General features: G+C 72.9%; 19 protein-coding genes and 1 tRNA gene. 5 read left to right on the forward strand and 15 right to left on the reverse strand.

What is annotated here, in order from left to right; genetic code table 11:
* Positions 1-327: 327 nt before the first annotated feature.
* The 7 genes from ACFY2L_RS27795 to ACFY2L_RS27825 all read right to left on the reverse strand — a co-directional run bounded on the left by ACFY2L_RS27795 (position 328) and on the right by ACFY2L_RS27825 (position 6,792).
* A complete protein-coding gene (locus ACFY2L_RS27795; protein ID WP_390823761.1) occupies positions 328-765 on the reverse strand; it encodes a hypothetical protein in 438 nt (145 codons plus the stop codon).
* Positions 766-894: 129 nt separating this feature from the next.
* Positions 895-1,137 (reverse strand): hypothetical protein, encoded by a 243-nt coding sequence (locus ACFY2L_RS27800; protein WP_390823762.1) that lies wholly within the window; start codon positions 1,135-1,137, stop codon positions 895-897.
* Positions 1,138-1,406: 269 nt separating this feature from the next.
* Positions 1,407-2,186, reverse strand: a complete 780-nt coding sequence (locus tag ACFY2L_RS27805; RefSeq protein WP_390823763.1) for an EamA family transporter — start codon at positions 2,184-2,186, stop codon at positions 1,407-1,409.
* Complete coding sequence (locus ACFY2L_RS27810; RefSeq protein WP_390659125.1) at positions 2,183-2,677, reverse strand: YbaK/EbsC family protein; 495 nt, start codon at positions 2,675-2,677, stop codon at positions 2,183-2,185. Before ACFY2L_RS27810 ends, ACFY2L_RS27805 begins: the two co-directional genes overlap by 4 nt.
* A gap of 244 nt (positions 2,678-2,921) precedes the next feature.
* Positions 2,922-3,485: a lamin tail domain-containing protein gene (locus ACFY2L_RS27815; protein ID WP_390823764.1), complete on the reverse strand. Its 564-nt coding sequence runs from the start codon at positions 3,483-3,485 to the stop codon at positions 2,922-2,924.
* A gap of 294 nt (positions 3,486-3,779) precedes the next feature.
* Positions 3,780-6,047 (reverse strand): MMPL family transporter, encoded by a 2,268-nt coding sequence (locus ACFY2L_RS27820; protein WP_390659127.1) that lies wholly within the window; start codon positions 6,045-6,047, stop codon positions 3,780-3,782.
* Between the two features lie 142 nt (positions 6,048-6,189).
* Complete coding sequence (locus ACFY2L_RS27825; RefSeq protein ID WP_390659128.1) at positions 6,190-6,792, reverse strand: TetR/AcrR family transcriptional regulator; 603 nt, start codon at positions 6,790-6,792, stop codon at positions 6,190-6,192.
* Positions 6,793-6,950: 158 nt separating this feature from the next.
* Between ACFY2L_RS27825 and ACFY2L_RS27830 the strand changes: the two genes are divergently transcribed.
* Positions 6,951-10,310 (forward strand): S41 family peptidase, encoded by a 3,360-nt coding sequence (locus tag ACFY2L_RS27830; RefSeq protein ID WP_390823765.1) that lies wholly within the window; start codon positions 6,951-6,953, stop codon positions 10,308-10,310.
* A gap of 80 nt (positions 10,311-10,390) precedes the next feature.
* On the opposite strand, the gene ACFY2L_RS27835 is transcribed toward ACFY2L_RS27830, so the two are convergent.
* The 4 genes from ACFY2L_RS27835 to ACFY2L_RS27850 form a co-directional block, all read right to left on the reverse strand.
* Positions 10,391-10,570, reverse strand: coding sequence for a hypothetical protein (locus ACFY2L_RS27835; protein ID WP_390659130.1), 180 nt, complete (start codon positions 10,568-10,570; stop codon positions 10,391-10,393).
* A gap of 93 nt (positions 10,571-10,663) precedes the next feature.
* Positions 10,664-11,548, reverse strand: coding sequence for an SDR family oxidoreductase (locus ACFY2L_RS27840; protein ID WP_390659131.1), 885 nt, complete (start codon positions 11,546-11,548; stop codon positions 10,664-10,666).
* A complete protein-coding gene (locus ACFY2L_RS27845; protein ID WP_390659132.1) occupies positions 11,545-12,426 on the reverse strand; it encodes an alpha/beta fold hydrolase in 882 nt (293 codons plus the stop codon). Before ACFY2L_RS27845 ends, ACFY2L_RS27840 begins: the two co-directional genes overlap by 4 nt.
* Positions 12,423-13,922, reverse strand: a complete 1,500-nt coding sequence (locus ACFY2L_RS27850; protein ID WP_390659133.1) for a flavin-containing monooxygenase — start codon at positions 13,920-13,922, stop codon at positions 12,423-12,425. Before ACFY2L_RS27850 ends, ACFY2L_RS27845 begins: the two co-directional genes overlap by 4 nt.
* Before the next feature lie 157 nt (positions 13,923-14,079).
* On the opposite strand from ACFY2L_RS27850, the gene ACFY2L_RS27855 reads away from it, so the two are divergent.
* Positions 14,080-14,733, forward strand: a complete 654-nt coding sequence (locus ACFY2L_RS27855) for a MerR family transcriptional regulator (protein WP_390823766.1) — start codon at positions 14,080-14,082, stop codon at positions 14,731-14,733.
* A 67-nt stretch (positions 14,734-14,800) separates the two neighbouring features.
* Here ACFY2L_RS27855 and ACFY2L_RS27860 read toward each other — a convergent pair whose 3' ends face one another.
* On the reverse strand, positions 14,801-15,604 hold the full coding sequence (locus ACFY2L_RS27860; RefSeq protein WP_390823767.1) for an exodeoxyribonuclease III: 804 nt from the start codon (positions 15,602-15,604) through the stop codon (positions 14,801-14,803).
* Between the two features lie 80 nt (positions 15,605-15,684).
* On the opposite strand from ACFY2L_RS27860, the gene ACFY2L_RS27865 reads away from it, so the two are divergent.
* Positions 15,685-16,167: a GNAT family N-acetyltransferase gene (locus tag ACFY2L_RS27865; protein ID WP_390659136.1), complete on the forward strand. Its 483-nt coding sequence runs from the start codon at positions 15,685-15,687 to the stop codon at positions 16,165-16,167.
* 6 nt (positions 16,168-16,173) lie between these two features.
* Here ACFY2L_RS27865 and ACFY2L_RS27870 read toward each other — a convergent pair whose 3' ends face one another.
* Both ACFY2L_RS27870 and ACFY2L_RS27875 read right to left on the reverse strand, forming a co-directional pair.
* Positions 16,174-16,815 (reverse strand): response regulator, encoded by a 642-nt coding sequence (locus ACFY2L_RS27870; RefSeq protein WP_390823906.1) that lies wholly within the window; start codon positions 16,813-16,815, stop codon positions 16,174-16,176.
* The gene (locus ACFY2L_RS27875; protein ID WP_390823768.1) at positions 16,806-18,248 is read right to left on the reverse strand and encodes a sensor histidine kinase; all 1,443 of its coding nucleotides are present in this window, start codon (positions 18,246-18,248) and stop codon (positions 16,806-16,808) included. Before ACFY2L_RS27875 ends, ACFY2L_RS27870 begins: the two co-directional genes overlap by 10 nt.
* 132 nt (positions 18,249-18,380) lie before the next feature.
* Between ACFY2L_RS27875 and ACFY2L_RS27880 the strand changes: the two genes are divergently transcribed.
* Positions 18,381-19,256, forward strand: coding sequence for an ABC transporter ATP-binding protein (locus ACFY2L_RS27880; RefSeq protein ID WP_390823769.1), 876 nt, complete (start codon positions 18,381-18,383; stop codon positions 19,254-19,256).
* Positions 19,250-21,673 carry an FtsX-like permease family protein gene (locus tag ACFY2L_RS27885; protein ID WP_390823770.1) on the forward strand — a complete coding sequence of 808 codons (2,424 nt, stop codon included), beginning with the start codon at positions 19,250-19,252 and terminating at the stop codon, positions 21,671-21,673. The genes ACFY2L_RS27880 and ACFY2L_RS27885 overlap by 7 nt, the downstream gene beginning before the upstream one ends.
* 39 nt (positions 21,674-21,712) lie before the next feature.
* Here ACFY2L_RS27885 and ACFY2L_RS27890 read toward each other — a convergent pair.
* Positions 21,713-21,786, reverse strand: a tRNA-Ala gene (locus ACFY2L_RS27890).
* Between the last annotated feature and the right edge of the window lie 16 nt (positions 21,787-21,802).

The raw sequence follows: 21,802 nt of genomic DNA on the forward strand, positions 1-21,802 counted from the left end.
CTGAAGTGGTCGGCCTGGAGAAGACGCCGCCAGGCCGTCGCCCGCCGCTGTCATTACCGAAAACGCAGCTCAGGACACGAACCGCTGCTGGAGTACTAAGCACATCCTGAGCTCCGCGCCCAACCTCGGTTCCCGGATACGTCGCCAGGAGCACGGACGTCGACTGGCACGGTGAAACCTGCACCCTGGCAAGACGCAAGCAGTCCACGCCGTCGACGACCACATCTTTCCCCATCGACAGCGTCAGCTTCCCCGCCCAGACGTTCGAGCTTCAGGCATGTAGCTGTGGGGTCGTTTCTCCGGCGAACAGCGGGCAAGGTGTTCGGCTCAGTCCCAGTCGGACGCTGGCTGGTCGACTCGGCCGCCCTTGTGCGGTGTAGCGATGTAGTTGCGAGCACCGCCGGGCAGCGTGGCGACACACGCCGATGAGCAGGCGCTGACCAGCAACGGCAATACATCAGTGGCCACGCGCAGTGAGATCCACACCTGATGGAATCCGCGCTGTCCGATCGGTTGGTCGCAGACACTGCAACTGCGGATGGCGTTGGCGCCCCAGCGCCGGGGATCCAGGTTCCCCAGATCTAGGTCCGTGACGGAGTCCGGGGAAGGCTGCAGACGCGGGAACGGCGGTCGCGCCTTGTAGTTGCCGAACAACGCGCGCGTGCTCACGGTGCTGCGGGTCAGCTTCCGGCATCGGGTGATCTCGTAGGGGAACCAGTGCAGCCGGTAGGAGGTGTAGGGGGTGAACTCCTCCAGGCTGGTCATGGCCCCGATCTCGGGCGGGATCCGGACCAGGTTGCTGCCGTAGAGCAACGAGGTGCTTGACCGCCGTCAGCGTGGCGATGCTCGGTGGCAGGGTGATGATCTGCCGTCGCTCTTCTGGGCTGAGTTCGGTCAGGGGGCGGAACTCCTCGCGCTGTCGGCGGCGGCCTCGTCGATCAGCTCCAGCAGATGCTGCCACCCCGGAGCGGAGGTGTCCTGCCGCTCGGCGTGAAATCCGATACGGGCTCGCGGACGAGGCCTGGACTGGTCGAAGCAAGAGCAGATGTCCCTGTAGGACCCGCGCCGTCCTGGGGCCGGGTCCGACGTGTCGCCCCAGCGGTTCACATGGAGCGTCGGCTCTCCCTGGTTCGTCATGGCGCCAAGATACGGAGGATGCCGCAGGCCGTCTCAGCGATTATCTCCGGGCGAGAGCACAGACAACATCCGTCGCCGTGCTCGAACGCCTGGCTGGGGAAGCTGATGCTGCTGATGGGGAAGTGCGTAACCTTCCACACGCGTACCCGACGCGCCTGGTCAGCCAACTGCGGCGCCTACGGGTGAGCAATCCCGACATGCCCCGGGACACGACTTCAACCTTGCTGAGGATTCATGGCGCGGGACGAGGCCGTGTGGACGGAATCGCCTCAGCCAACTCCCTGACCAGCGAGGTTATTACTGTATGAGCCCGGCTTGACCGACGACTCGCGCAGCGCGGCCACGGGGGCCAGTTCGGCGCGGGTCTGGGCCCACAGGACCAGGGCGTAGGCGGCGACGGACAGGGCGGAGCCGATCAGGCCGAGGGTGGCGAAGGGGCGCAGGGCGGCGACGGTCCCGGCGCGCCGGCGGGTGACGGCGTACGCGGGGATCACCGCGCCCTGAACGGCCATCAGCCAGGCGATGTAGCCCAGGGAGGAGCCGGAGGCGCGGACGCCGAGGCCGTCGACGACCGTGTACGCGGCGATGGTCAGCCCGGTCGCCAGCGCGGCGCCGATCGCCGCCCAGTCGGGCCGGCGGCCGCGCAGCCCCCACAGGGCGACGCCGGTCAGGCCCGCGCAGGACAGCGCGATGCCGGCGGCCGCCCAGCCGTCGGGCACCTCGTGCGCGAAGACGGCGGCGAGGACGGTCACCACGAGGGGCGCCGAGCCGCGCGCGATGGGGTAGGCCTGGCCGAAGTCGCCCAGCCGGAAGGACCGCATCAGCAGCGCGTAGTACGCGATGTGGATGACGGCGGAGCAGAGCAGGTACGGCCATGCCCCGGCCGCCGGGAGGGCGACGAACGGGGCGAGGGCGAGCCCGATGAGCATCCCGCCGCCGGCGATCAGCGTGAAGCCGACCAGTTTGTCGGTGATCCGGTGGGCGATGGCGTTCCAGCCGGCGTGGGTGACCGCGGCCAGCAGGACGGCCGCGGTGACCGCAGGCGTCACGAGGTGCGCTCGCGTACGTCCACGAGGGTGGCGGCGGAGTGGGCGACAAGGGCGTCGGGGGCGATGGGGAAGACGGCGTGCGGGTGGCCGGCCGCGGCCCACACGATGTCGTGGGCGAGCAGACTCCGGTCGGCGAGGACCCGGGTGCGCGTGCGGTGCCCGAAGGGCGGCACTCCCCCGATGGCGTACCCGGTCGTCTCCCGCACGACGTCGGCGGCGGCCCGGGTCACCTTCCGCGCCCCGAGTTCCGTGCGCACCCGCTCCACGTCGACCCGGGACGCCCCGTCCATCAGCACCAGCACCGGCTCCCCGTCCGCGGCGAAGATCAGCGACTTGCAGATCTGGCTCAGCTCGCACCCGATCGCGGCGGCGGCCTCGGCGGCGGTGCGTGTCGCGTCCGGGAAGCGGCGGACACGGGAGTGCAGTTCGTCGAGCCCGAGGTCGTGGAGGGCCTCGGCGAAACGGGGATGGGCGCCGGCTGTGGTCGTCATGCACCGCACGCTAGCGGTCGCCGTACGGGGCTCGCGACGGGGTCACGGCCGGTTCGGGGCCCCTCTCCGCCGGCCGGACACGTGGCGACGGGTCCGGGCGTGGGGCCGGGGCGCGGCGCCTGACCGCCTTCCCGGCGCGGGCGTCCGGGCCCGGATGACGCCATGCCGAAGGCGGCGCGCCCGGCCCCCGTGCGGGGGTCGGGCGCGCCGCCGTTCCGGGTGCGGTGCTCAGCCGTGGGCGGGCCTAGCGGCCGTCGCGGTCCCAGCCGTGGTGGCGGTCGCCGCCGTGGTGACGGTCGCCGTCGTGGTGACGGCCCCAGCCGTGGTGACGGTCGCCGCCGTGGTGGCGGCGGTGGCCCCACGACTCCTCGTCGACGAGGCGGTCGCGGTCGTTGCGCAGGGTGGCGGTGTCCGAGCGGTTGTCCCACACCTCCCGGTGGCGGTCCTGGAACAGGTCGGTGCGGGTGTCGCGGCCCTCACCGGTGTGGATCCGGACGGTGGCGCGGGCGGCCAGGCGGAAGTGGTCGAAGGTGTAGGTGTCGCCGTCCTCGTTCGACAGCACCCACCCGTCCAGGTTGACCGCGTGGCGGGTGGTGTTGGTCAGCTCCACCCACTCCTTGTTCAGCGAGCGGTTGGAGCGGTCGTCGCGACCCGGCGCGTCGTACTGCACGGCGCTGATCTCCACCTTCGGCCAGTCGGCGCGCGGGTGGCCGGCGGCGGACGCCGGGATCGCCACGGCCCCGATCACGGCGGCGGCCCCGAGCGTGGCGGCGGCCAGACGACGGGCGGAAACAACGGAAACGGACACAAGGTCTCCTTGCTTTGTGCGAGTTGCGGCTACATCGGCCGCAGAACCCACACTTGACCACCACACGGGGCGTAAGTACCCGAATGACGCCTCACGTTACGAATCATCCATATTCCGGTGACAGTAGGCTTCTTCGTCCATCTATGTACTGAACGCACTGAACCGTTGTCAGATCTACCCTCCGGGACCTCCCGCCGATCGGGCCTCACCCGAAAGTGGGTCACGAAGAAAAGAGCCGGTGAGGGCGCCCCGTCCCCACGGAGCCCTCACCGGCGGCCTTTCGGAAGCGGTGCGTCAGACGCGCACCAGTTCCTTGTCCTCGTCCCGCGGAGCGGTGTCACCCGGCGTGCGCAGCCCCTCGCCCTCGACGTCCACGTTGGGCAGGGCGCGGTCCAGCCACGCCGGCAGCCACCAGGCCCGCTTGCCGAGCAGGGCGAGGACCGCCGGGACGATCGCCATGCGGACCACGAAGGCGTCGAAGAAGACGGCGATCGCGAGGCCGAAGCCGATCATCTTGATCATCGACTCGCTGGAGCCGATGAAGCCGGAGAAGACGGCGATCATGATGACCGCGGCGGCGGCGACCACCCGCGCGCTGTACCTGAACCCGGTCACCACGGCCTGGCCCGGGCTCTCCCCGTGGACGTACGCCTCGCGCATCCGGGTCACGAGGAACACCTCGTAGTCCATGGCCAGGCCGAAGACCACGCCCACCATGAAGATCGGCATCATGGACATGATCGGGCCGGTCTCCTCGACGCCGAGGAGGCCCGACAGCCAGCCCCACTGGAAGACCGCGACGACGGCGCCGAGCGCGGCCAGCACGCTGAGCAGGAAGCCGAGGGCCGCCTTCAGCGGGACCAGGACCGAGCGGAAGACCACGATCAGCAGCAGGAAGGCGAGACCCACCACCAGGGCGAGATACGGGATCAGCGCGTCGGTGAGCTTCTGGGAGAAGTCGATGTTCATCGCCGTGGTGCCGGTGACCAGCACCTTGGCGTCCGTGTCGGCCGTCACGCCGGCGCCCGCGTCACGGATGGCGTGCACCAGGTCCTCGGTCTCGGTCGAGGACGGCTTCGAGTCGGGGACGACCGTGATCATGGCGGTGTCGCCGGTCTTGTTGAAGGTCGCGGGGGTCACCGTCACGACGTCGTCGAGGTCCTTGACCTCGTCGGTCACCGCGGTCGCCGCGGCTTCGGGGTCCGCGCTGCCCTTGGCGTCGACCACGAGCATCAGCGGGCCGTTGAAGCCGGGGCCGAAGCCCTCGGACAGCAGGTCGTAGGCGCGGCGCTGCGTGGTGGACGTCGGCTGCGAGCCGTCGTCGGGCAGGCCCAGTTCCAGTTGGGTGGCCGGGAGGGCGATCGCGCCGAGGCCGAGCACGCCGAGCAGCAGCACGCCGGCCGGACGGCGGACGACGAAGCTCGCCCAGCGGGCGCCCATGTTGGGCTTGGCGACGCCCGCGCCCGTGACGGAGTCCGTCGCGGAGCCCTTCGTGGAGCTCTTCGCGGAGTCCTTCCCGGTGCGGCGGCCCGGCAGCCTGCCCTTCTCACCGGCCGGCCGCACCTTGCGGCCCGCGTAGCCGAGCAGCGCCGGGATCATGGTGAGCGCGATGAGGACGGCGACGACGACCGTGCCGGCCGCCGCGAGACCCATCTTGGTCAGCATGGGAACGCCGACGACCGAGAGACCGGCCAGGGCGATCACGACGGTGAGCCCGGCGAAGACCACCGCCGAGCCTGCGGTGCCGGTGGCCCGGCCGACGGCCTCCTCACGGCCCCGGCCCTCGGCGAGTTCGGCGCGGTAGCGGGAGACGATGAACAACGCGTAGTCGATGCCGACCGCGAGCCCGATCATGAGGGCCAGGGTGGAGGTGGTGTCGCCGAGGTCGAGCGCGCTGGCGAGGGCGGTGATGGTGGAGACGCCGATGCCGACTCCGATGATCGCCGTCAGCAGCGGAAGTCCGGCCGCGACGAGCGAGCCCAGGGTGACGACGAGGACGACGGCGGCGAGGGCGAGGCCGATGATCTCGCCGGTGGCCTCCTGTCCGGCCTGGGCCTGGAGCGCGTCACCGCCCGTCTCCACGGTCAGCCCGGCGTCCCTGGCCTGGTCCGCGGCGGTCTCCAGGGCCTCCTTGGAGGCGTCCTGCAGTTCGACGGACGAGACCTTGTACTTCACGGAGGTGTAGGCGACCGTGCCGTCCTTGCTCACGGCGTGGGTCGTGTACGGGTCGGTGACGGAGACGACCTCGGAGCCGTCGCCCAGTTCCCCGACGGTCTTCTCGACGGTCGCCCGGTGGGCGGCGTCGGTCATCTTCTCCCCGTCGGGCGCCTTGAAGACGACGCGCGCGGTGGCGCCGTCGGCACTGGATCCCGGGAAGCGCTGTTCGAGCAGGTCGAAGGCCTTCTGGGCCTCGGTGCCGGGGATCGAGAAGGAGCTGGAGCCCGCGGCGGGCGCGGAGGCGGCGCCGATGCCCGCGAGCACCAGCAGGGCCGTCCAGAACAGGGCGACGATGTGCCGCCGCCGGAAGGAGAACCGGCCGAGTTTGTAGAGGAACGTGGCCACAGGGGGCGTACTCCCGGTCAGGTCGTGGGGTGTGGGGGCCCGGCACGGGCCCCGAGGGCAGGGGTGATCAGCCCGGCGGGGAGGCAGGGGTGATCGGCCCGACGACGTGAGCGGTCGCGTCAGGTGCTGAGTGCGGGGAGTCTCAGGTGGTGGGCGCGCCGAGGGCGGGGAGGACCACGGCGTCGATGTACGAGAGGAGGAACGCCTGGGTCGGCGGCTGCTCGTCGAGCATGGTGCGGGCGGCGAACGCGCCGATCATCATGTGCGGCACGAACGCGATCGCCGGGTTGTCCGCACGGACCTCGCCCCGGTCGACCGCGCGCTGCAGCACACGGCGGAACTCCGCCATCTCCGGCTCGACAAGATGCTCCTTGAACGCCTTCAGCAGGTCCGGATTGCCGTGGATCGCCATGGCCAGACCACGCATCAGCGCGGAGGTCTGCTCCATGTCACAGTCGTCCGAACGCAGTGTGAGGGCGTGGAGATCGCTCCGCAGCGACCCGGTGTCGAGGTCGTCGGCGGAGGCGGAGGGCTTGTCGTGCCGGACCGCCTTGGCGACCAGCTCGGCCTTGCCGCCCCACTGGCGGTAGAGGGTCGCCTTGCTGGACCGCGTGCGAGCGGCGACGGCGTCCATGGTGAGGGCGTCGTAGCCGACCTCGCGGAGCAGGTCGAGCACGGCCTCGTACAGCTCGGCCTCGCGCTCAGGGGTGATCCGACTGCGACGCGGGGTCGCGACCTCAGTCATGGCGTTCACCTTCCCACTCCGAACGACACGGTTTCGTTCGTACACGACGAATGTAGCGCAGCCCGCAGCGAAACGAAACGGTTTCGTACGTGTGCTGGATCACGCCGCCCCGCATGTCATAAGTTGCTCCGGTCCATCCCCCGGAAAAGCATGGGGAGGTGAGCTATCTGCGCCTGCCCCATCTCAGCGGTGACCTCCTGTGCTTCGTCGCCGAGGACGACCTCTGGCTGGCCCCCCTCGACGGTCCGGGCCGCGCCTGGCGCCTCACCGTCGACCGCGCCAAGGCCGGACACCCGCGCTTCTCCCCCGACGGCCGGCACATCGCGTACACGAGCTGGCGCGGTGTCGTCCCGGAGATCCACCTGGTGGCGGTGGACGGCGGTCCCGGACGGCGGCTGACCTACTGGGGCAGCCCGGACACCCAGGTGCGCGGGTGGACCCCGCCCGACGGCGAGAACCACGCCGACATCCTCGCCGTCGCCTCCCACGGCGAGCCCTTCTCCTACTTCACCTGGGCCTACAAACTCCCCACCGACGGCGCCCCCGGCCGCAAGCTGCCCTGGGGGCCGGTCTCCGACATCCAGGTCGCCGACTTCGACGGCGACCGCAGGACCCTGCTGCTCACGGGCACTCCCCCGCACGAACCCGCCGCCTGGAAGCGCTACCGGGGCGGTGCCACGGGCCGGCTGTGGCTGCACGGGCAGCGCCTCCTGGAAGGCCTCGACGGCCACCTCGACGCGCCGATGTTCGTCGGCGGCCGTATCGCCTTCCTCTCCGACCACGAGGGCGTCGGCAACCTCTACTCCTGCGCCCACGACGGCTCCGACCTGCGCCGGCACACCGACCACGACGCCTTCTACGCCCGGCACGCCGCCACCGACGGCACCCGGGTCGTGTACCAGTGCGCCGGGGACCTGTGGATCGTCGACGACCTGGCCGCGGACGCCGGACCGCGCCGCCTGGAGGTGCGCATGGGCGGCCCCAGGGCGGGGCGGCGCGCGTACCAGATCCCGGCGGCCCAGCACGTGGACGGGCTCTCCGTCGACGAGACCGGGCGGGCGAGCGCCGTCGTCGTCCGCGGGAGCCTGTACTGGCTGACGCATCGCGACGGCCCCGCCCGGACGATCACCGACACGCCCGGGGTGCGGGTGCGGCTGCCGGAGATGCTCGGCCCCGGCGGGCAGGTCGCCTACGTCACCGACGCGGAGGGGGACGACGCCGTCGAGATCGCCTACCTGCCGCGGGCCAGCGGGGACCGGGAGCCGCGGCGGCTGGCGTCCGGCCGGCTCGGGCGGGTCCTGGAGATGGTGGCGGACCCCGACGGCGAACGGCTCGCGATCGCCTCGCACGACGGACGGCTGCTGCTCGTCGACACGGCCGAAAGCTCCGGGGGCACCGGCCGGACGGGGCCTGGGGAAGAGGGGGGCACCGGCCGGCCGGAGTCCGGGGAAGAGAGGGGCACCGACCGGACGGAGTCCGGCGGAGGCGAGGTCACCGAACTGATCGCCTCGGTCAACGGGCCCGTCCGCGACCTCGCCTTCTCGCCCGACGGAAACTGGCTGACGTGGTCGCATCCGGGGATCGGGCGGTCGCTGCGGCAGATCAAGATGGCCCGGATCTCCGGTCTCGGGAAGGGTGAGCGGCTGATCGTCGATGTGACGAACGGCCGGTTCGAGGACGAGAACCCGGTGTTCACGCGGGACGGGCGCTATCTGGCCTTCCTGTCCTGGCGCGGCTTCGACCCGGTGTACGACGTCCACACCGGCGACCTGTCCTTCCCGCTCGGCTGCCGCCCCTACCTCGTGCCGCTGTCCTCCGCGACCCCGTCCCCCTTCGCGGTGAACCCGGAGGGCCGGCCGGCCGCCGGGGGCCTGGACCCCGTGGAGGAGGACGAGGGCGGGGGCGGCGACGGGACCGTGACCGTGGAGGTCGAGGGCCTGGAGAACCGGGTCACCCCCTTCCCGGTCACCGCCTCCAAGTACTCGGCGCTGTACCCGGTCGCGGGCGGCGGACTGGTGTGGCTGCGCTGGCCGATCTCCGGCGCGCTCGGCGAGACCTTCGCCAACCCGGACGACATGAGCGGGCGGCCGACGCTGGAGTACTTCAACATCAGCAAGGCCAAGAAGTCCGAACTCGTCGGCGATCTGGACTGGTTCGCGGTCAGCGGGGACGGGACCCGGCTCGTGGTGGTGGACGAGGGCGATCTGCGGGCGGTGCCGTCCAGCGAGTCCGGGGACCTCGACACGACGGTGTGGATCGACCTGCGGCGCATCATGCACGAGGTGGACCCGGGCGCCGAGTGGCGTCAGTCGTACGAGGAGGCGGGCCGGCTGATCCGCGCCTACTTCTGGGATCCGGGGATGTGCGGGATCGACTGGGACGCGGTGCTGGCGCAGTACCGGCCGCTGGTCGAACGGGTCGCCTCCCCCGACGAGTTCGCGGATCTGCTGCGCGAGGTGCTGGGCGAGCTGGGCACCTCGCACGCGTACGTCACCCCCGCCCGCCGCAACGAGGGGCCTCCGCACTACCAGCGCCGGCAGGGTCTGCTGGGCGCCAACTTCGTCTGCCGGGAAGACGGTTGGACGGTGAAGCGCATCCTGCCCGGCGACTCCTCCGACTCCAGGGCGCGTTCACCGCTGGCGGGCACCGGGATCCGTGAGGGCGCGGTGCTCACCCATGTCGACGGACGGCCCGTGGACCCGGTGACGGGCCCCTACCCGCTGCTGGCGGGGGCGGGCGGTACGACGGTGGAGCTGACGTTCACCCCGGCGGAGGGCCGGACCGGGCACGCGCGGCGCGTCGCGGTCGTCCCGCTGATCGACGAGCGCCCCCTGCGCTACCAGGACTGGGTGGCCAAACGGCGCGAGGTGGTACGGGAGTTGAGCGGCGGCAAGTGCGGCTACCTCCACATCCCCGACATGGGCGGCTCCGGCTGGGCGCAGTTCAACCGCGACCTGCGCATGGAGGTCTCCCGGCCCGCGCTGATCGTGGACGTGCGCGGCAACGCGGGCGGCCACATCAGCGAACTGGTCGTGGAGAAGCTGACCCGCACCATCCTCGGCTGGGACCTGACCCGGGACGCCCAGCCGGTGTCGTACGCCTCGAACGCCCCGCGCGGGCCCGTGGTGGCCCTCGCCGACGAGGCGACCTCCTCGGACGGCGACATGATCACCGCCGCGTTCAAGCTGCTCGAACTGGGCCCGGTGGTCGGGCAGCGCACCTGGGGCGGGGTCGTCGGCATGACCGGCCGCCACCAGCTCGGCGACGGCACCGTCATCACCGTGCCGATGAACGCCGCCTGGTTCGACGCGTACGGCTGGTCCATCGAGAACCACGGCGTCCTCCCCGACCTGGAGATCCTGCGCACCCCCCTGGACTGGGCGGAGGGCCGCCACGCCCAACTGGCCGACGCGGTGCACCTGGCCCTGGACCTTCTCACCAGCAATCCCCCGGCCTCGCCTCCGGACCACAGCAACGTCCCGAACCGCTCCCGCCCGAAGCTGCCGCCGCGCTCCTGACGCACAGGACGGCGCAGGGTGCCCTCCCGGAAGGAAGGGCACCCCACGTGACCGGTCAAGGCCGAGGCCGAGCGGAGCGGCTAGGCGTCGTAGTCCCGGTCGAGACGGTCCTCGTCCTCGCGCCGCATGCGCTCCGAGTCCTCGTCGGTGTCACGGCGGCGGCCACGCTGCGGCATCTGCTCCCGGGCCTGTTCGGCCTTCTGCTTGGCCTGCTGCTGCCACTGCTCGGACTGCTCCTGGAACTTGTCCTTCATACCCATGTGGGTTCACTCCTGTAGGGAGATGAGGGGGGTTGGGGCCCCGTGGTGGGGCCTCGACCAGATTCACACGGGAGGACATGCGGCGCATTTCGATCAACTACGGTGCGTAGCGCGGGCCTCCTCGTCGGCCGCGCCGCCCGCCCCCACCAGCCCCGTCCGCATGCCCTGCAGCCTGGGCGCGAACCGCTTCATCTCCCGCCCGCCCACCGTCCCGATGAGCGCGGGCAGATACCCGCGTACGCCCTGCATGCCCCGCAGCCACCACTGCCCGTACACATGGGCCGAACGCCGCTCGATGCCGGCGACGAGCCGGTCCACGGCCGGGCCCAGCGGATACGTCTTGTTCGACGGCCAGGGCAGCCGCTGCCGCAACTCCCGCATCACCTCGTCCTGATCGGCGCCGCGCACCATGTCGGTGTCGGTCCACGACAGATAGCCCACGCCCACCCGCACGCCCCGGTGTCCGACCTCGGCACGCAGGCTGTGCGCGTACGCCTCCACGCCCGACTTGGACGCGCAGTACGCGGTCATCATGGGCGCCGGGGTGATCGCGGCGAGGGAGGCGATCTGGAGGAGGTAGCCCCGGCTCTCCATCAGCACCGGCAGGAAGGCGCGGGCGGTGACCGCCGAGCCGATGAGGTTGACCTCGATGACCCGGCGCCAGGACTCGGGGTCGGAGTCGGCGAACGGGCCGCCGGTCGCGACACCGGCGTTGGCGACCACGATGTCCACCTTGCCGAAGCGCTCCTTCACCTCGGCCGCCACCCGGGTCATCGCCTCGTGGTCGGTGACGTCGGCGTACCAGTGGTGGCTGTCGCCGTGCAGCCGCTCGCCGACCTGCTTGAGCGCGTCCGGTTCCAGGCCCACCAGTGCGATCTTCGCGCCGCGCGCGGAGAGCTTGCGGGCGAGCAGCTCGCCCACGCCCCGCGCGGCGCCGGTGACGACGGCGACCTGTCCCTCCAGGCTCACCCTGCTCATGCGCCCTCCTTCAACTGCGTGTACGTGCTGACGAGTTCACGGATCCTGCCGCTGACCAGCCCGGGCGCCTCGACCGGGGTCATATGGCCGAGGCCGGGCAGCTCGGTGACCCCCAGGCAGCGGGGCAGGGCCGCCGCGATCCGGTGGGCGTGCACCGGCGGGGTCAGCCGGTCCGCGGTGCCGACCAGCACGGCCGTCGGCACCGTCAGTTCCCTCACGGCGTGGTCGAGGTCGAGCAGGCTGAGCACCTGCGACCAGGCGTGGCGCACCCGGCGCGGACAGGCGTGCACGATCCGGGCGCACGTCTCCACCAGGTGCGGGGCCGAACCGGCGCCCATCGTGGCGTACTTGAGGATCCGCTTCGCGACCGGCGTGACCGGCCCGAGGGGTGCCCTGGACCCGAGCACGTGCCGGGTCAGCCAGGTCCGCAGCCGGCCGGGGCGCAGCGGTACGACGGTGGACTCGGCGACCAGCCGCGAGGCGCCCGTGCTGCACAGCAGGACGGCGGCGGCGTGCTCCCGCACCTTGGGGCGCGCGGCGGCGGCCAGCACGGTCATGCCGCCCATCGAGTGACCGGCGATCACGGCCTTCTCGCCGGGCGCGAGGGTGGCCTCCAGCACGGCCTCCAGGTCGTCGGCGAGCGCGTCCGTGCTGCACACCGGCGAGGCCGGGGTGCGGCCGTGGCCGCGCTGGTCGTAGGCGATGACCCGGTGGTCGGCGGAGAGGTCGCGGATCTGGGCCGCCCAGAAGGCGGTGGAGCAGGTCCAGCCGTGGGCGAGGACGACGGGGGGCGCGTCCTTCGGGCCGTGCACCTCGACGTGCAGACGGGCGCCGTCGGCGGAGACGGCGGTCAGTTCGCGGACGGCGGCCGTGGTCACGCGGTCACCTCGCGCCCGGTGAGCTCGCGGGCCGGTGCGCGCAGGATCTCGTACTCGGCGAGGTCGACCCGGCGCGTGGCACGCCGGAACTCGCTCGTGGTGCCCGGCCAGATGGTGGTGTTGCGGCCGCTCGCGTCGAGGTACCAGCTGGTGCAGCCGCCGGTGTTCCACACGGTGCGCTTCATCCGCTCCTGCACCCGCCGGTTCCAGGCGTTGACGGCGCTGGGCCGGGCGTCGAGGGCGGCGCGCCCGCCGAGGACCTGCAGTTGCCGCAGGTAGTCGGCCATGTAGGCGAGCTGGGACTCGATCATCAGGATCATCGAGGAGTTCCCGAGCCCGGTGTTGGGGCCGATGATCGACATCCAGTTGGGGAAGCCGGCGGCGGAGGCGCCGCGCAGGGCGGCCATCCCGTCCTTCCAGCTCTCCGCGAGGGTCCGCCCGTCGGCGCCCACCACCCGCTCGGCGATCGGCATGTCGGTGACGTGGAAGCCCGTGCCGAAGACGATCACGTCGGCCTCGGCCTCGCTGCCGTCGGCGGCGACCAGCGTGGATCCGCGGACCTCGCTCAGCCCGCTCGCGACGACGTCCACGTTCGGCTGGGCGAGGGCGGGATAGTAGGTGCTCGACAGCAGGATCCGCTTGCAGCCGATGCGGTAGTCGGGGGTGAGCTTGGCGCGCAGCGCCGGGTCCTTGATCGCGCGGGCCATGTTGCGCCGGGCGAGCCGCTCGACGAAGCCGAGCTCGTTCGGGTGCTTGGTGAACGCCTGGACCTGCAGCTCGCGGATGCCCCAGAGCAGCCCGCGCCGCAGCTGGGTGGTGACGGGCAGGGCGCGGTGCAGGGCACGCTCGGCGCCGCTGATGGGCCGGTCGACGCGGGGCATCACCCACGGCGGGGTGCGCTGGAAGAGGGTCAGCCGGGAGACGGCCGGCTGGATGGCGGGGACGATCTGGGCCGCGGAGGCACCCGTGCCGACCATGGCGACGCGCTTGCCGGTGAGGTCGTGGTCGTGGTCCCAGCGGGCCGAGTGGAAGACCTTGCCGGGGAAGGTGTCGAGGCCGGGGATGTCCGGGATCTTCGGGTCGGACAGCGGCCCGGTGGCCGACACGACGACATCCGCGAAGTACCGTCCCCGGCTCGTCTCGATGTCCCAGCGCAGCTCCTGCCCGTCCCAGGTCATCCGCTGGACCTCGGAGTCGAGGCGGAGGTGGGGCCGCAGGCCGAAGACGTCCGTGACGTGCTCCAGGTAGGCGCGGATGTGCTCCTGCCCGGAGAACGTGCGCGGCCAGTCGGGGTTGGGCGCGAAGGAGAAGGAGTACAGGTGGGAGGGCACGTCACAGGCGCACCCGGGATAGCTGTTGTCCCGCCAGGTGCCGCCGACGCTGCCGGCGCGCTCCAGGACGACGAAGTCGGTGATCCCCTCCCGGCGCAGCCGCACGGCGGCCCCCAGCCCGCCGAAGCCGGATCCGATCACCGCCACCCGTACGTGTTCGGTCATGCCGACACCTCCTGCCGTGCGACTGTGCGCGCCGGTGCGCGCCCCTGCTCGACTCTGCCAGTGAACACTGGCGCAATCGGACTGTAGAGCAGCTCCGTACCGAGCGGTAGGGGGCGGGGGAGGGAAAGTTACCGGCAGTACGACATAGGCTTCCGCCGTGGCGGACAAGCGCGAGTACCGGACGGAGGAGCTGGCCAGGAAGGCCGGCATCACAGTGCGCACCCTGCGCTTCTACCGCGAGCGCAAACTGCTCGCACCACCCCGCCGCGAGGGCCGTATCGCCTGGTACGACGACCATCACCTGGCCCGGCTGCGGACGATCTCCGCGCTCCTCGAACGCGGCCACACCCTGACCGGCATCGCGGAGCTGGCGGACGCCCTGGACCAGGGCCGCGACGTCGCCGAGCTGGTCGGCGGGGGCGGCCCCACCGAGGAGGAGCCGATCCGGCTCACCCCGGAAGAGCTCGCCGCCCGCTTCGAGGGCCAGGTCACCCCCGAGAACCTCGCCGCCGCCCTCGACCTCGGCTACCTCGGCACCGACGGCGACGAGATCGTCCACATCAGCCGCCGCCTGCTGGACGTCTCCGCCGCCCTGGTCGGCGAGGGCATCCCGCTCGCCGAGGTCCTGGCGGCAGGCGCCCGCGTCCGCGAACACGCCGACGCCCTCGCCGACCTCTTCACCGCCCTGGTCCTGCGCCACGCCGGCGAACAGGACCTCCCCCGCCTGCGCCCCCTCGCCCGAAGCGTGGTGGACGCGGAACTCTCCCTGGCCCTGGACCGCCGGCTGCGCAAGGACGCTCCCGAGTCCTAGGGACTGTCGGCCTGTCGGCCTGGAGCGGGCCGGCGTCCCGCGGCGGGCGGCACTGTCGCAGCCCGCCCTAGAGGTCGTAGACCACCGTCACCGGAGCGTGGTCCGACCAGCGTTCGGCGTGGGTGGCGGCGCGCTCCACGAGTCCCTTGACGGCCTTGCCGGCGAGCCCGGGCGTCGACACGTGGAGGTCGATCCTCCATCCCGAGTCGTTGTCGAAGGCCCGGCCCCGGTACGACCACCACGTGTACGGGCCGTCGGCATCCGGGTGCAGGGCCCGCACGACGTCGACGTACCCGCCGGCCTCGGGGCTCAGGACCTGGGTCAGCCACTCGCGTTCCTCCGGCAGGAAGCCGGAGTTCCTGGTGTTGGAGCGCCAGTTCTTCAGATCGGCCCGCTGGTGGGCGATGTTCCAGTCGCCGCAGACCAGGACCTCGCGGCCGTCGGCGGCGGCACGCTCGCGCAGGTCCTTGAGGTAGGCCAGGAACTCGTCCATGAAACGGACCTTCTCGTCCTGGCGGTCGGTGCCGACCTCGCCGGATGGCAGGTAGAGGGAGGCGATCGTCACACCGGGCAGGTCGGCCTCGACATAGCGGCCGCTGCCGTCGAACTCGGTCGAGCCGAAGCCGGTCCGCACGGCGTCCGGTTCGCGGCGCGAGTAGAGGGAGACTCCGGCGCGCCCCTTGGCGGCGGCGGGAGCGTGCGTGACGTACCAGCCCTTCGGCGCACGGACCGCCTCGGGCAGTTGCTCCGGCTCGGCGCGCACCTCCTGCAGGCACAGCACATCGGCGGAGGTGTCGGCGAGCCACTCCACGAAGCCCTTCTTCGCGGCGGCGCGCAGACCGTTCACATTGACGGAGGTCACAGTCAGCACCCGGGCACGATACCGGCACACTGGACCAGGTCCAGAAACCAGCTTTCCTCAAGATTTTGCATAGACGTACTGTGAGCAGCATGAACATACGCCGCGTGTCCTTCGACCACCCCGATGCCGTCAAGCTCAACGACGAGGTCCAGGCGGAGTACCACGAGCGCTACGGCGACGGCGGCGACGCCACGGTCCTGGAGCCGTCCGACTTCGAACCGCCGCGCGGGGTCTACTTCATCGCCTACGACGAGGGCGACCGGCCCGTGGCCACCGGCGGCTGGCGCAGCCAGGACAGCAACGGCGAGGGCAACGAGGACGGCGACGCCGAGCTGAAGCGGATGTTCGTGATCCGGGAGATGCGCGGGCTCGGCATCGCCCGACGCATCCTCACCGCGCTGGAGGAGCACGCACGGGCGGCCGGGCGGCTGCGGATGGTGCTGGAGACCGGCACCGAGCAGCCCGAGGCCATCTCCCTCTACACCTCCAGCGGGTACGAGCCGTGCACGAAGTTCGGCTACTACCGTGAGTACGAGTCGAGCCGCTGCTTCGCCAAGCCGCTCACCCCGTGAGCCGGTTCAGCCTCTGAGGTAGGCCAGCACCGCGAGGACCCGCCTGTGGGTGTCGTCGGCCGGGGGCAGGTCCAGCTTGGTGAGGATGCTGCCGATGTGCTTGCCGACGGCCGCCTCCGAGACCACGAGCGTCCTGGCTATCGCGCCGTTGGACCTCCCCTCGGCCACCAGCGCCAGCACCTCCCGTTCGCGTGCGGTCAGCCGGGCCAGCGGGTCGCGGCGGTGGCGCAGCAGCTGCCGTACGACCTCGGGGTCGACGACCGTGCCGCCGGCCGCGACCTGGCGCAGGGCGTCCACGAACTCCTCGACCTGGCCGACGCGGTCCTTGAGGAGGTAGCCGACACCGGTGCCGTCGCCGGAGTCGAGGAGCTCGGCGGCGTAGGCGCGCTGCACGTACTGGCTGAGGACGAGGACGGGCAGACCGGGGCGCTCGGCCCGCAGCCGGACCGCCGCGTGCAGGCCCTCGTCCTGGAAGCCGGGGGGCATGCGGACGTCGGTGACGACGGCGTCGGGCGCGAGGTCGGCGACGGCGGCGAGGAGTGCCGGCGCGTCGCCTACCGCCGCCACGACCTCGTGCCCGAAGCGGGTGAGCAGGGCCGTCAGTCCGTCGCGGAGCAGGACGCTGTCCTCGGCGAGGACTAGGCGCAGGCGGCCGGTGTGTCCGGGCGAAGGCGCTCGCTCGGGCCACCCCCAGGGGCGCTCGGGCGGCCCGGGCTGCTCAACTCGCTCGGCTCGCAAGGGATCTCCACACGCAGCAGGGTCGGTCCGCCCGGCGGGCTGGTCACGGACAGTCTTCCATCCAGCACCGACACCCGGTCTGCGAGACCGGTGAGGCCGGTGCCGCGCGCGCTGTCGGCGCCGCCGCGGCCGTCGTCGGTCACCTCCAGGACCAGCAGCCGCCCGTCCCGGTACCGCGCGAACTCCGCCCGCACGCGGGCGCGTTCCGCCCCGCTGTGCCGGGCCACGTTGGCCAGCGCCTCGCGGACCACGAAGTAGGCGGCCGCCTCCACCGCCTGCGGAAGCCGGGGCGGCGGCAGCGCGAACTCCACGTCCACGGGGACCGGCGAGCGGTCGGCTGCGTCGGCGACGGCCGCCTCCAGGCCGTAGTCGGCGAGCACCTTGGGGTGGATTCCGTGGATCAGCTCGCGCAGTTCCGCGAGGGCCGCCCCCGCCTCCTGATGGGCGCGGGTGAGCTGTTCGGCGAGCGGGCCGCCGGGAGGGGCGTCGAGCCGGGCCAGGCCCAGGGCCATGGTGAGGGCGACGAGGCGCTGCTGGGCGCCGTCGTGCAGATCGCGTTCGATCCGGCGCCGCTCCGCCTCGAAGGCGTCGACCAGGCGGGCGCGGGAGCGGGTGAGTTCGACGACCCTGGCCCGCGGGCCGCCGTCGGGCGGCGCGACCAGGCGGCGGGTCAGCGCGGCGCGGGCACCGGCCGCGGCGCCGAGGACGTACGCCCCGGCGGCCAGCAGCAGCACCCCGAGCGCGGCGGTGGCGAACGCCGTGGGCTGACCGGTGACCGTCCACACCTTCAGCACCTTCACCTCCCGTCCGCCGCCGACCGTCGCCAGCAGCACCGGGGTCGCGATCACCGTCAGGGGCGAGACCAGGGCGACGGTCAGTACCAGCGCCTCGGCCGACCAGAGGAGGCAGGCGGTGAGGAGGGTGTGGCCGAGCTCGCGCCAGGTGGCCCGCTCCCGCAGACGGGTGGTCAACCAGGCGCGTACGCCCGGCGCGTGGGGCTCCGGGTGCGGGCTCGGCGGACGAGGGCGAACGCCGACGCCCGGCGCGTGCGGATCGGCGCGCGCGCCGGGCGTACGGTCCGCGTCGACCCACCTCAGGCGGCGGCGCTCCAGTGCGGACACAGGCAGCCCCGCGAAGGCGGTGGCCGCGAGGAGCGGCAGCCCCAGGAGAACGACCGAGAGGATCGCGCCGACGGCCACCCATGCCACCAGCCCCACCAGGACGACGGCGCCGGAGACCGCCCCGGTCAGCAGGTAGGCGGCGGCGCGCCAGGGCCAGGGCGAGAGCAGGTAGCGCGGGCGGGACAGGGCCTGCCACACGTTCCCTGGGCGTCGGGGATGCATGCGGATCACCGTAGGAGGGCCGCGCGGGCCGGGCCATCCCCTCAGACCGACTCCCGGGGGTATGGCCTGCCCTACCCCGACTCTCGCCCCTGCCCCAACGACCTGGCCCACCTCGCGCGGTTTCGTGGAGCCATGACCGACTACGCCGTCCAACTCACCGCCGTATCCAGGCGCTACGGGCCCGCAGGCCGACAAGAACCCGCCGGAAGAAAGGAACGTGCGAGCCGACAGGGATCCGCGGACCGACAAACACCCGCGGGCCGGCGGGGACCCGCAGGCAGGTGGGGATCCGCGGGCGCCGGTGTGACCGCGCTCGACGACGTCACGCTCGCGCTCCCCCGCGGCTCGTTCACGGCCGTCATGGGCCCGTCGGGGTCCGGCAAGTCGACGCTGCTGCAGTGCGCCGCCGGGCTCGACCGGCCCACGTCCGGGTCGGTGCGGATCGGCGGGACCGAGCTGACCGGGCTGAGCGAGCGCCGGCTGACCCTGCTGCGGCGGGAGCGGATCGGATTCGTCTTCCAGTCGTACAACCTGCTGCCGGCCCTCACCGCCGAGCAGAACGTCGCTCTTCCGCTGCGCCTGGCCGGCCGTCGTCCCGCGAAGGCGGAGGTGCGGGAGGCGCTGGACCGGGTCGGCCTCGCCGAACGCGCGGGACACCGGCCCACCCGGCTCTCCGGCGGCCAGCAACAGCGCGTCGCCCTCGCCCGTGCCTTGATCACCCGCCCCGAGGTGCTGTTCGGCGACGAGCCGACCGGCGCCCTGGACTCCACGACCGGCCGGGAGGTGCTGACCCTGCTGCGCACCCTGGTCGACGCCCATGGCCAGACGGTCGTCATGGTCACCCACGACCCGGTGGCCGCCTCGTACGCGGACCGGGTGGTCTTCCTGGTCGACGGGCGCGTGCACGGCGAGTTGGCGGGCGCGGACGCGGAGACGGTGGCGGCACGGATGGCCGGGCTGGAGACGGGGGGCGTCAACCGCCCCGCCCCGGAGGGCGCACCGTGCTGAGCGTCTCGCTCTCGACCCTGCGCACGCGGTGGACCGCGTTCGCCGGCAGTTTCGTCGCCCTCGCGCTGGGGGTCGGGCTGCTCGCCGTGATGGGGCAGGCGCTGGCCGCCTCGCTGGACGCGCCGGAGCGCGCGCCGGAGCGGTTCGCGATGGCGCCGGTGGTGGTGCGGGGGGTGGACACCCTTCGGGTGACCACCGCGAGCGGGGTGCGGACAGCGGAGTTGGCGACCCCGCGTCCGATCCCGGCCGCCACCGTCGCGGCACTGCGCGCCGTCGGGCCGGTCACCAGGGACCGGTCCTTCCCGGTCCGGGTCGAGGCGGGCGGCGTTGCCGCGAGCGCAGTCGGCCACCCCTGGTCGACCGCGCGTTTCGCTCCGTACGAGCTGAGCGCGGGCCGCGCGCCCCGGGCGGCCCGCGAGGTGGTGACCACCGGGGACCGGGCGGCGGTGGGCGACCGGCTGCACACGGGGGACGGGGTGGTGCGGGTGGTGGGGACGGTACGGGCGCGGGGCGTCCCGGAGTTCGAGGACGCCGTGTTCTACACCGACGCGCGCGCCGCCCAACTAGACCCGGTGTGCCGGCAGTTGGTGGTGAAGGCGGATGCGGCGGCGGTGCGCGCGGCGGCCGGTGACGGTGCGGAGGTGCTGACGGGCGAGGCCCGCCGGTTCGCGGACGCCGACCCCGGCCGGGACGCCGAGGCGCTCACCGCCCTGAACGCCCTGTTCGGCACGGCGGGCGGAGTGACCGCCTTCGTCTCGGTGTTCGTCGTGGCCTCCACCTTCGCCTTCGCGGTGGACCGGCGGCGCCGCGAGTTCGGGCTGCTGCGCACCGCGGGCGCCACGCCGGGCCAGATCCGCCGGACGGTTCTGGCGGAGGCGCTGCTGGTGGGCACGCTCGCCTCGGCGGCGGGCTGCGCGCTGGGGGCGTACGGCGCCCCGCGGCTGGCCGATGCGGCGGTCGGCGGCGGTCTCGCGCCGACCTGGTACGCGATCGGCGGCGGCCCCGTCTGGCCGTACCATCTGGCCTTCTGGACGGGGCTGGTGGTCGCCCTGTGCGGGGCGGCCGCGGCGAGCCGGCGGGCCGGGCGGACCGCGCCGGCGCAGGCGCTGCGCGAGGCGTCCGGCGAAGGGCGCGCGTTGACGCGCGGACGCCGGTGGTGCGGCGCGGCGCTGCTCGTCGCGGCGTGCGCAACCCTGGCGTACACCCTGCTGACCGACCCCGGTGATCTGCTGCACCGCAAGACGTATGTCAGTCGTCCGATGCTCCTCATCACGGCGGTGGCGCTGCTCTCGCCCGCGCTGGTGCGCCCGTTGGTGCCGCGGCTGCCCGGTGTGATCGGGCTGCTGGTGCGGGAGAACGCGGCCGCCGGGGTCCGCCGTACCGCGGCGGTGGCGGCGCCCGTGCTGGTCACGGTGGCGCTCGCGGGCTCCCTGCTGGGTGCGACGGGCACGCTGAACGCGGCGCGGACGGCGGAGGTGCGGCAGCGGACGGCGGCGGACTTCGTGGTGACGCCGGAGAGCGGTTCGACGCTGGCGCCCGACACGGTGGAGCGGCTGCGGCGGGTTTCCGGCGCCTCGGTCGCGGCCGGTGCGGCCACGGCGGTGTACACGCTGGAGGACGGGGTGGCGCTGGTGAAGTCCGAGGCGCGGGCGGTGGATCCGGGGCCGCTCGAAGGGACGGCACGGCTGCCGGTGACGGCAGGGCGGGTCGCGGACCTGGACGACGGTTCGATCGTGGTGACCGAGGAGTGGGCGCGGCACCGGGTGGGGCAGCGGGTGCAGGTGTGGCTGGGCGACGGTACGGCCAGGTCGCTGCGGATCGCCGCCGTGCTGGCCACCGGGACGGGGGGCGAGGGGGTGTACGTCAGCGCGGCCAACTCGGGTGGCGCCGGGGTGGACCGGGCCGACGTCCGGGTGCGGGCGGGCGCCGATCCGGCGGCGGTCGCGGCCGGGCTGCGGGCGGTCGAGGGGGTGCGGGTGCTGAGCAGGTCGCAGTGGGTGGCAGCGGCCTCCCCGCGGACCAACCGGACGACACGGCTCGGGGTGTTCCTGGTGCTGGGCATCGCGCTCCTCTACACCGGCATCTCGCTCGCCAACACGATGGTGATGGCGGCCGCCGGCCGTCGCCGGGACCTGACGGCCCTGCGGCTGGCGGGGGCGACGCGCGCGCAGCTCCTGCGGCTCACCGCCGCCGAGGCCCTGACGGTCGTCTCGCTCGGCGGCCTCCTGGGCCTGCTGGTGACGGCCGTCAACCTGACGGGGATGTGGGGCGCGTTGCACCTCGTCGGCGCCCCGCCGACGCTCCTCATGCCCTGGGCGGCCCTCGCCGGGACGACGGCGGCCTGCGCGGCAATCGCGGTGGCGGCGGCCCTGACACCGGCGGCGGTGACCCTGCGCACCCGGCGACGAACACGATAGAGCCCCGTCGGCTCGAAGCCGACGGGGCTCTATGCTGCGTGGACCTGAGGGGATTTGAACCCCTGGCCCCCTCGATGCGAACGAGGTGCGCTACCGGACTGCGCCACAGGCCCTTGCAACGAGTGAAAC

This window comes from Streptomyces sp. NPDC001381, from assembly GCF_042895685.1.
In the GTDB taxonomy this organism is placed as follows: Bacteria; Actinomycetota; Actinomycetes; order Streptomycetales; family Streptomycetaceae; genus Streptomyces.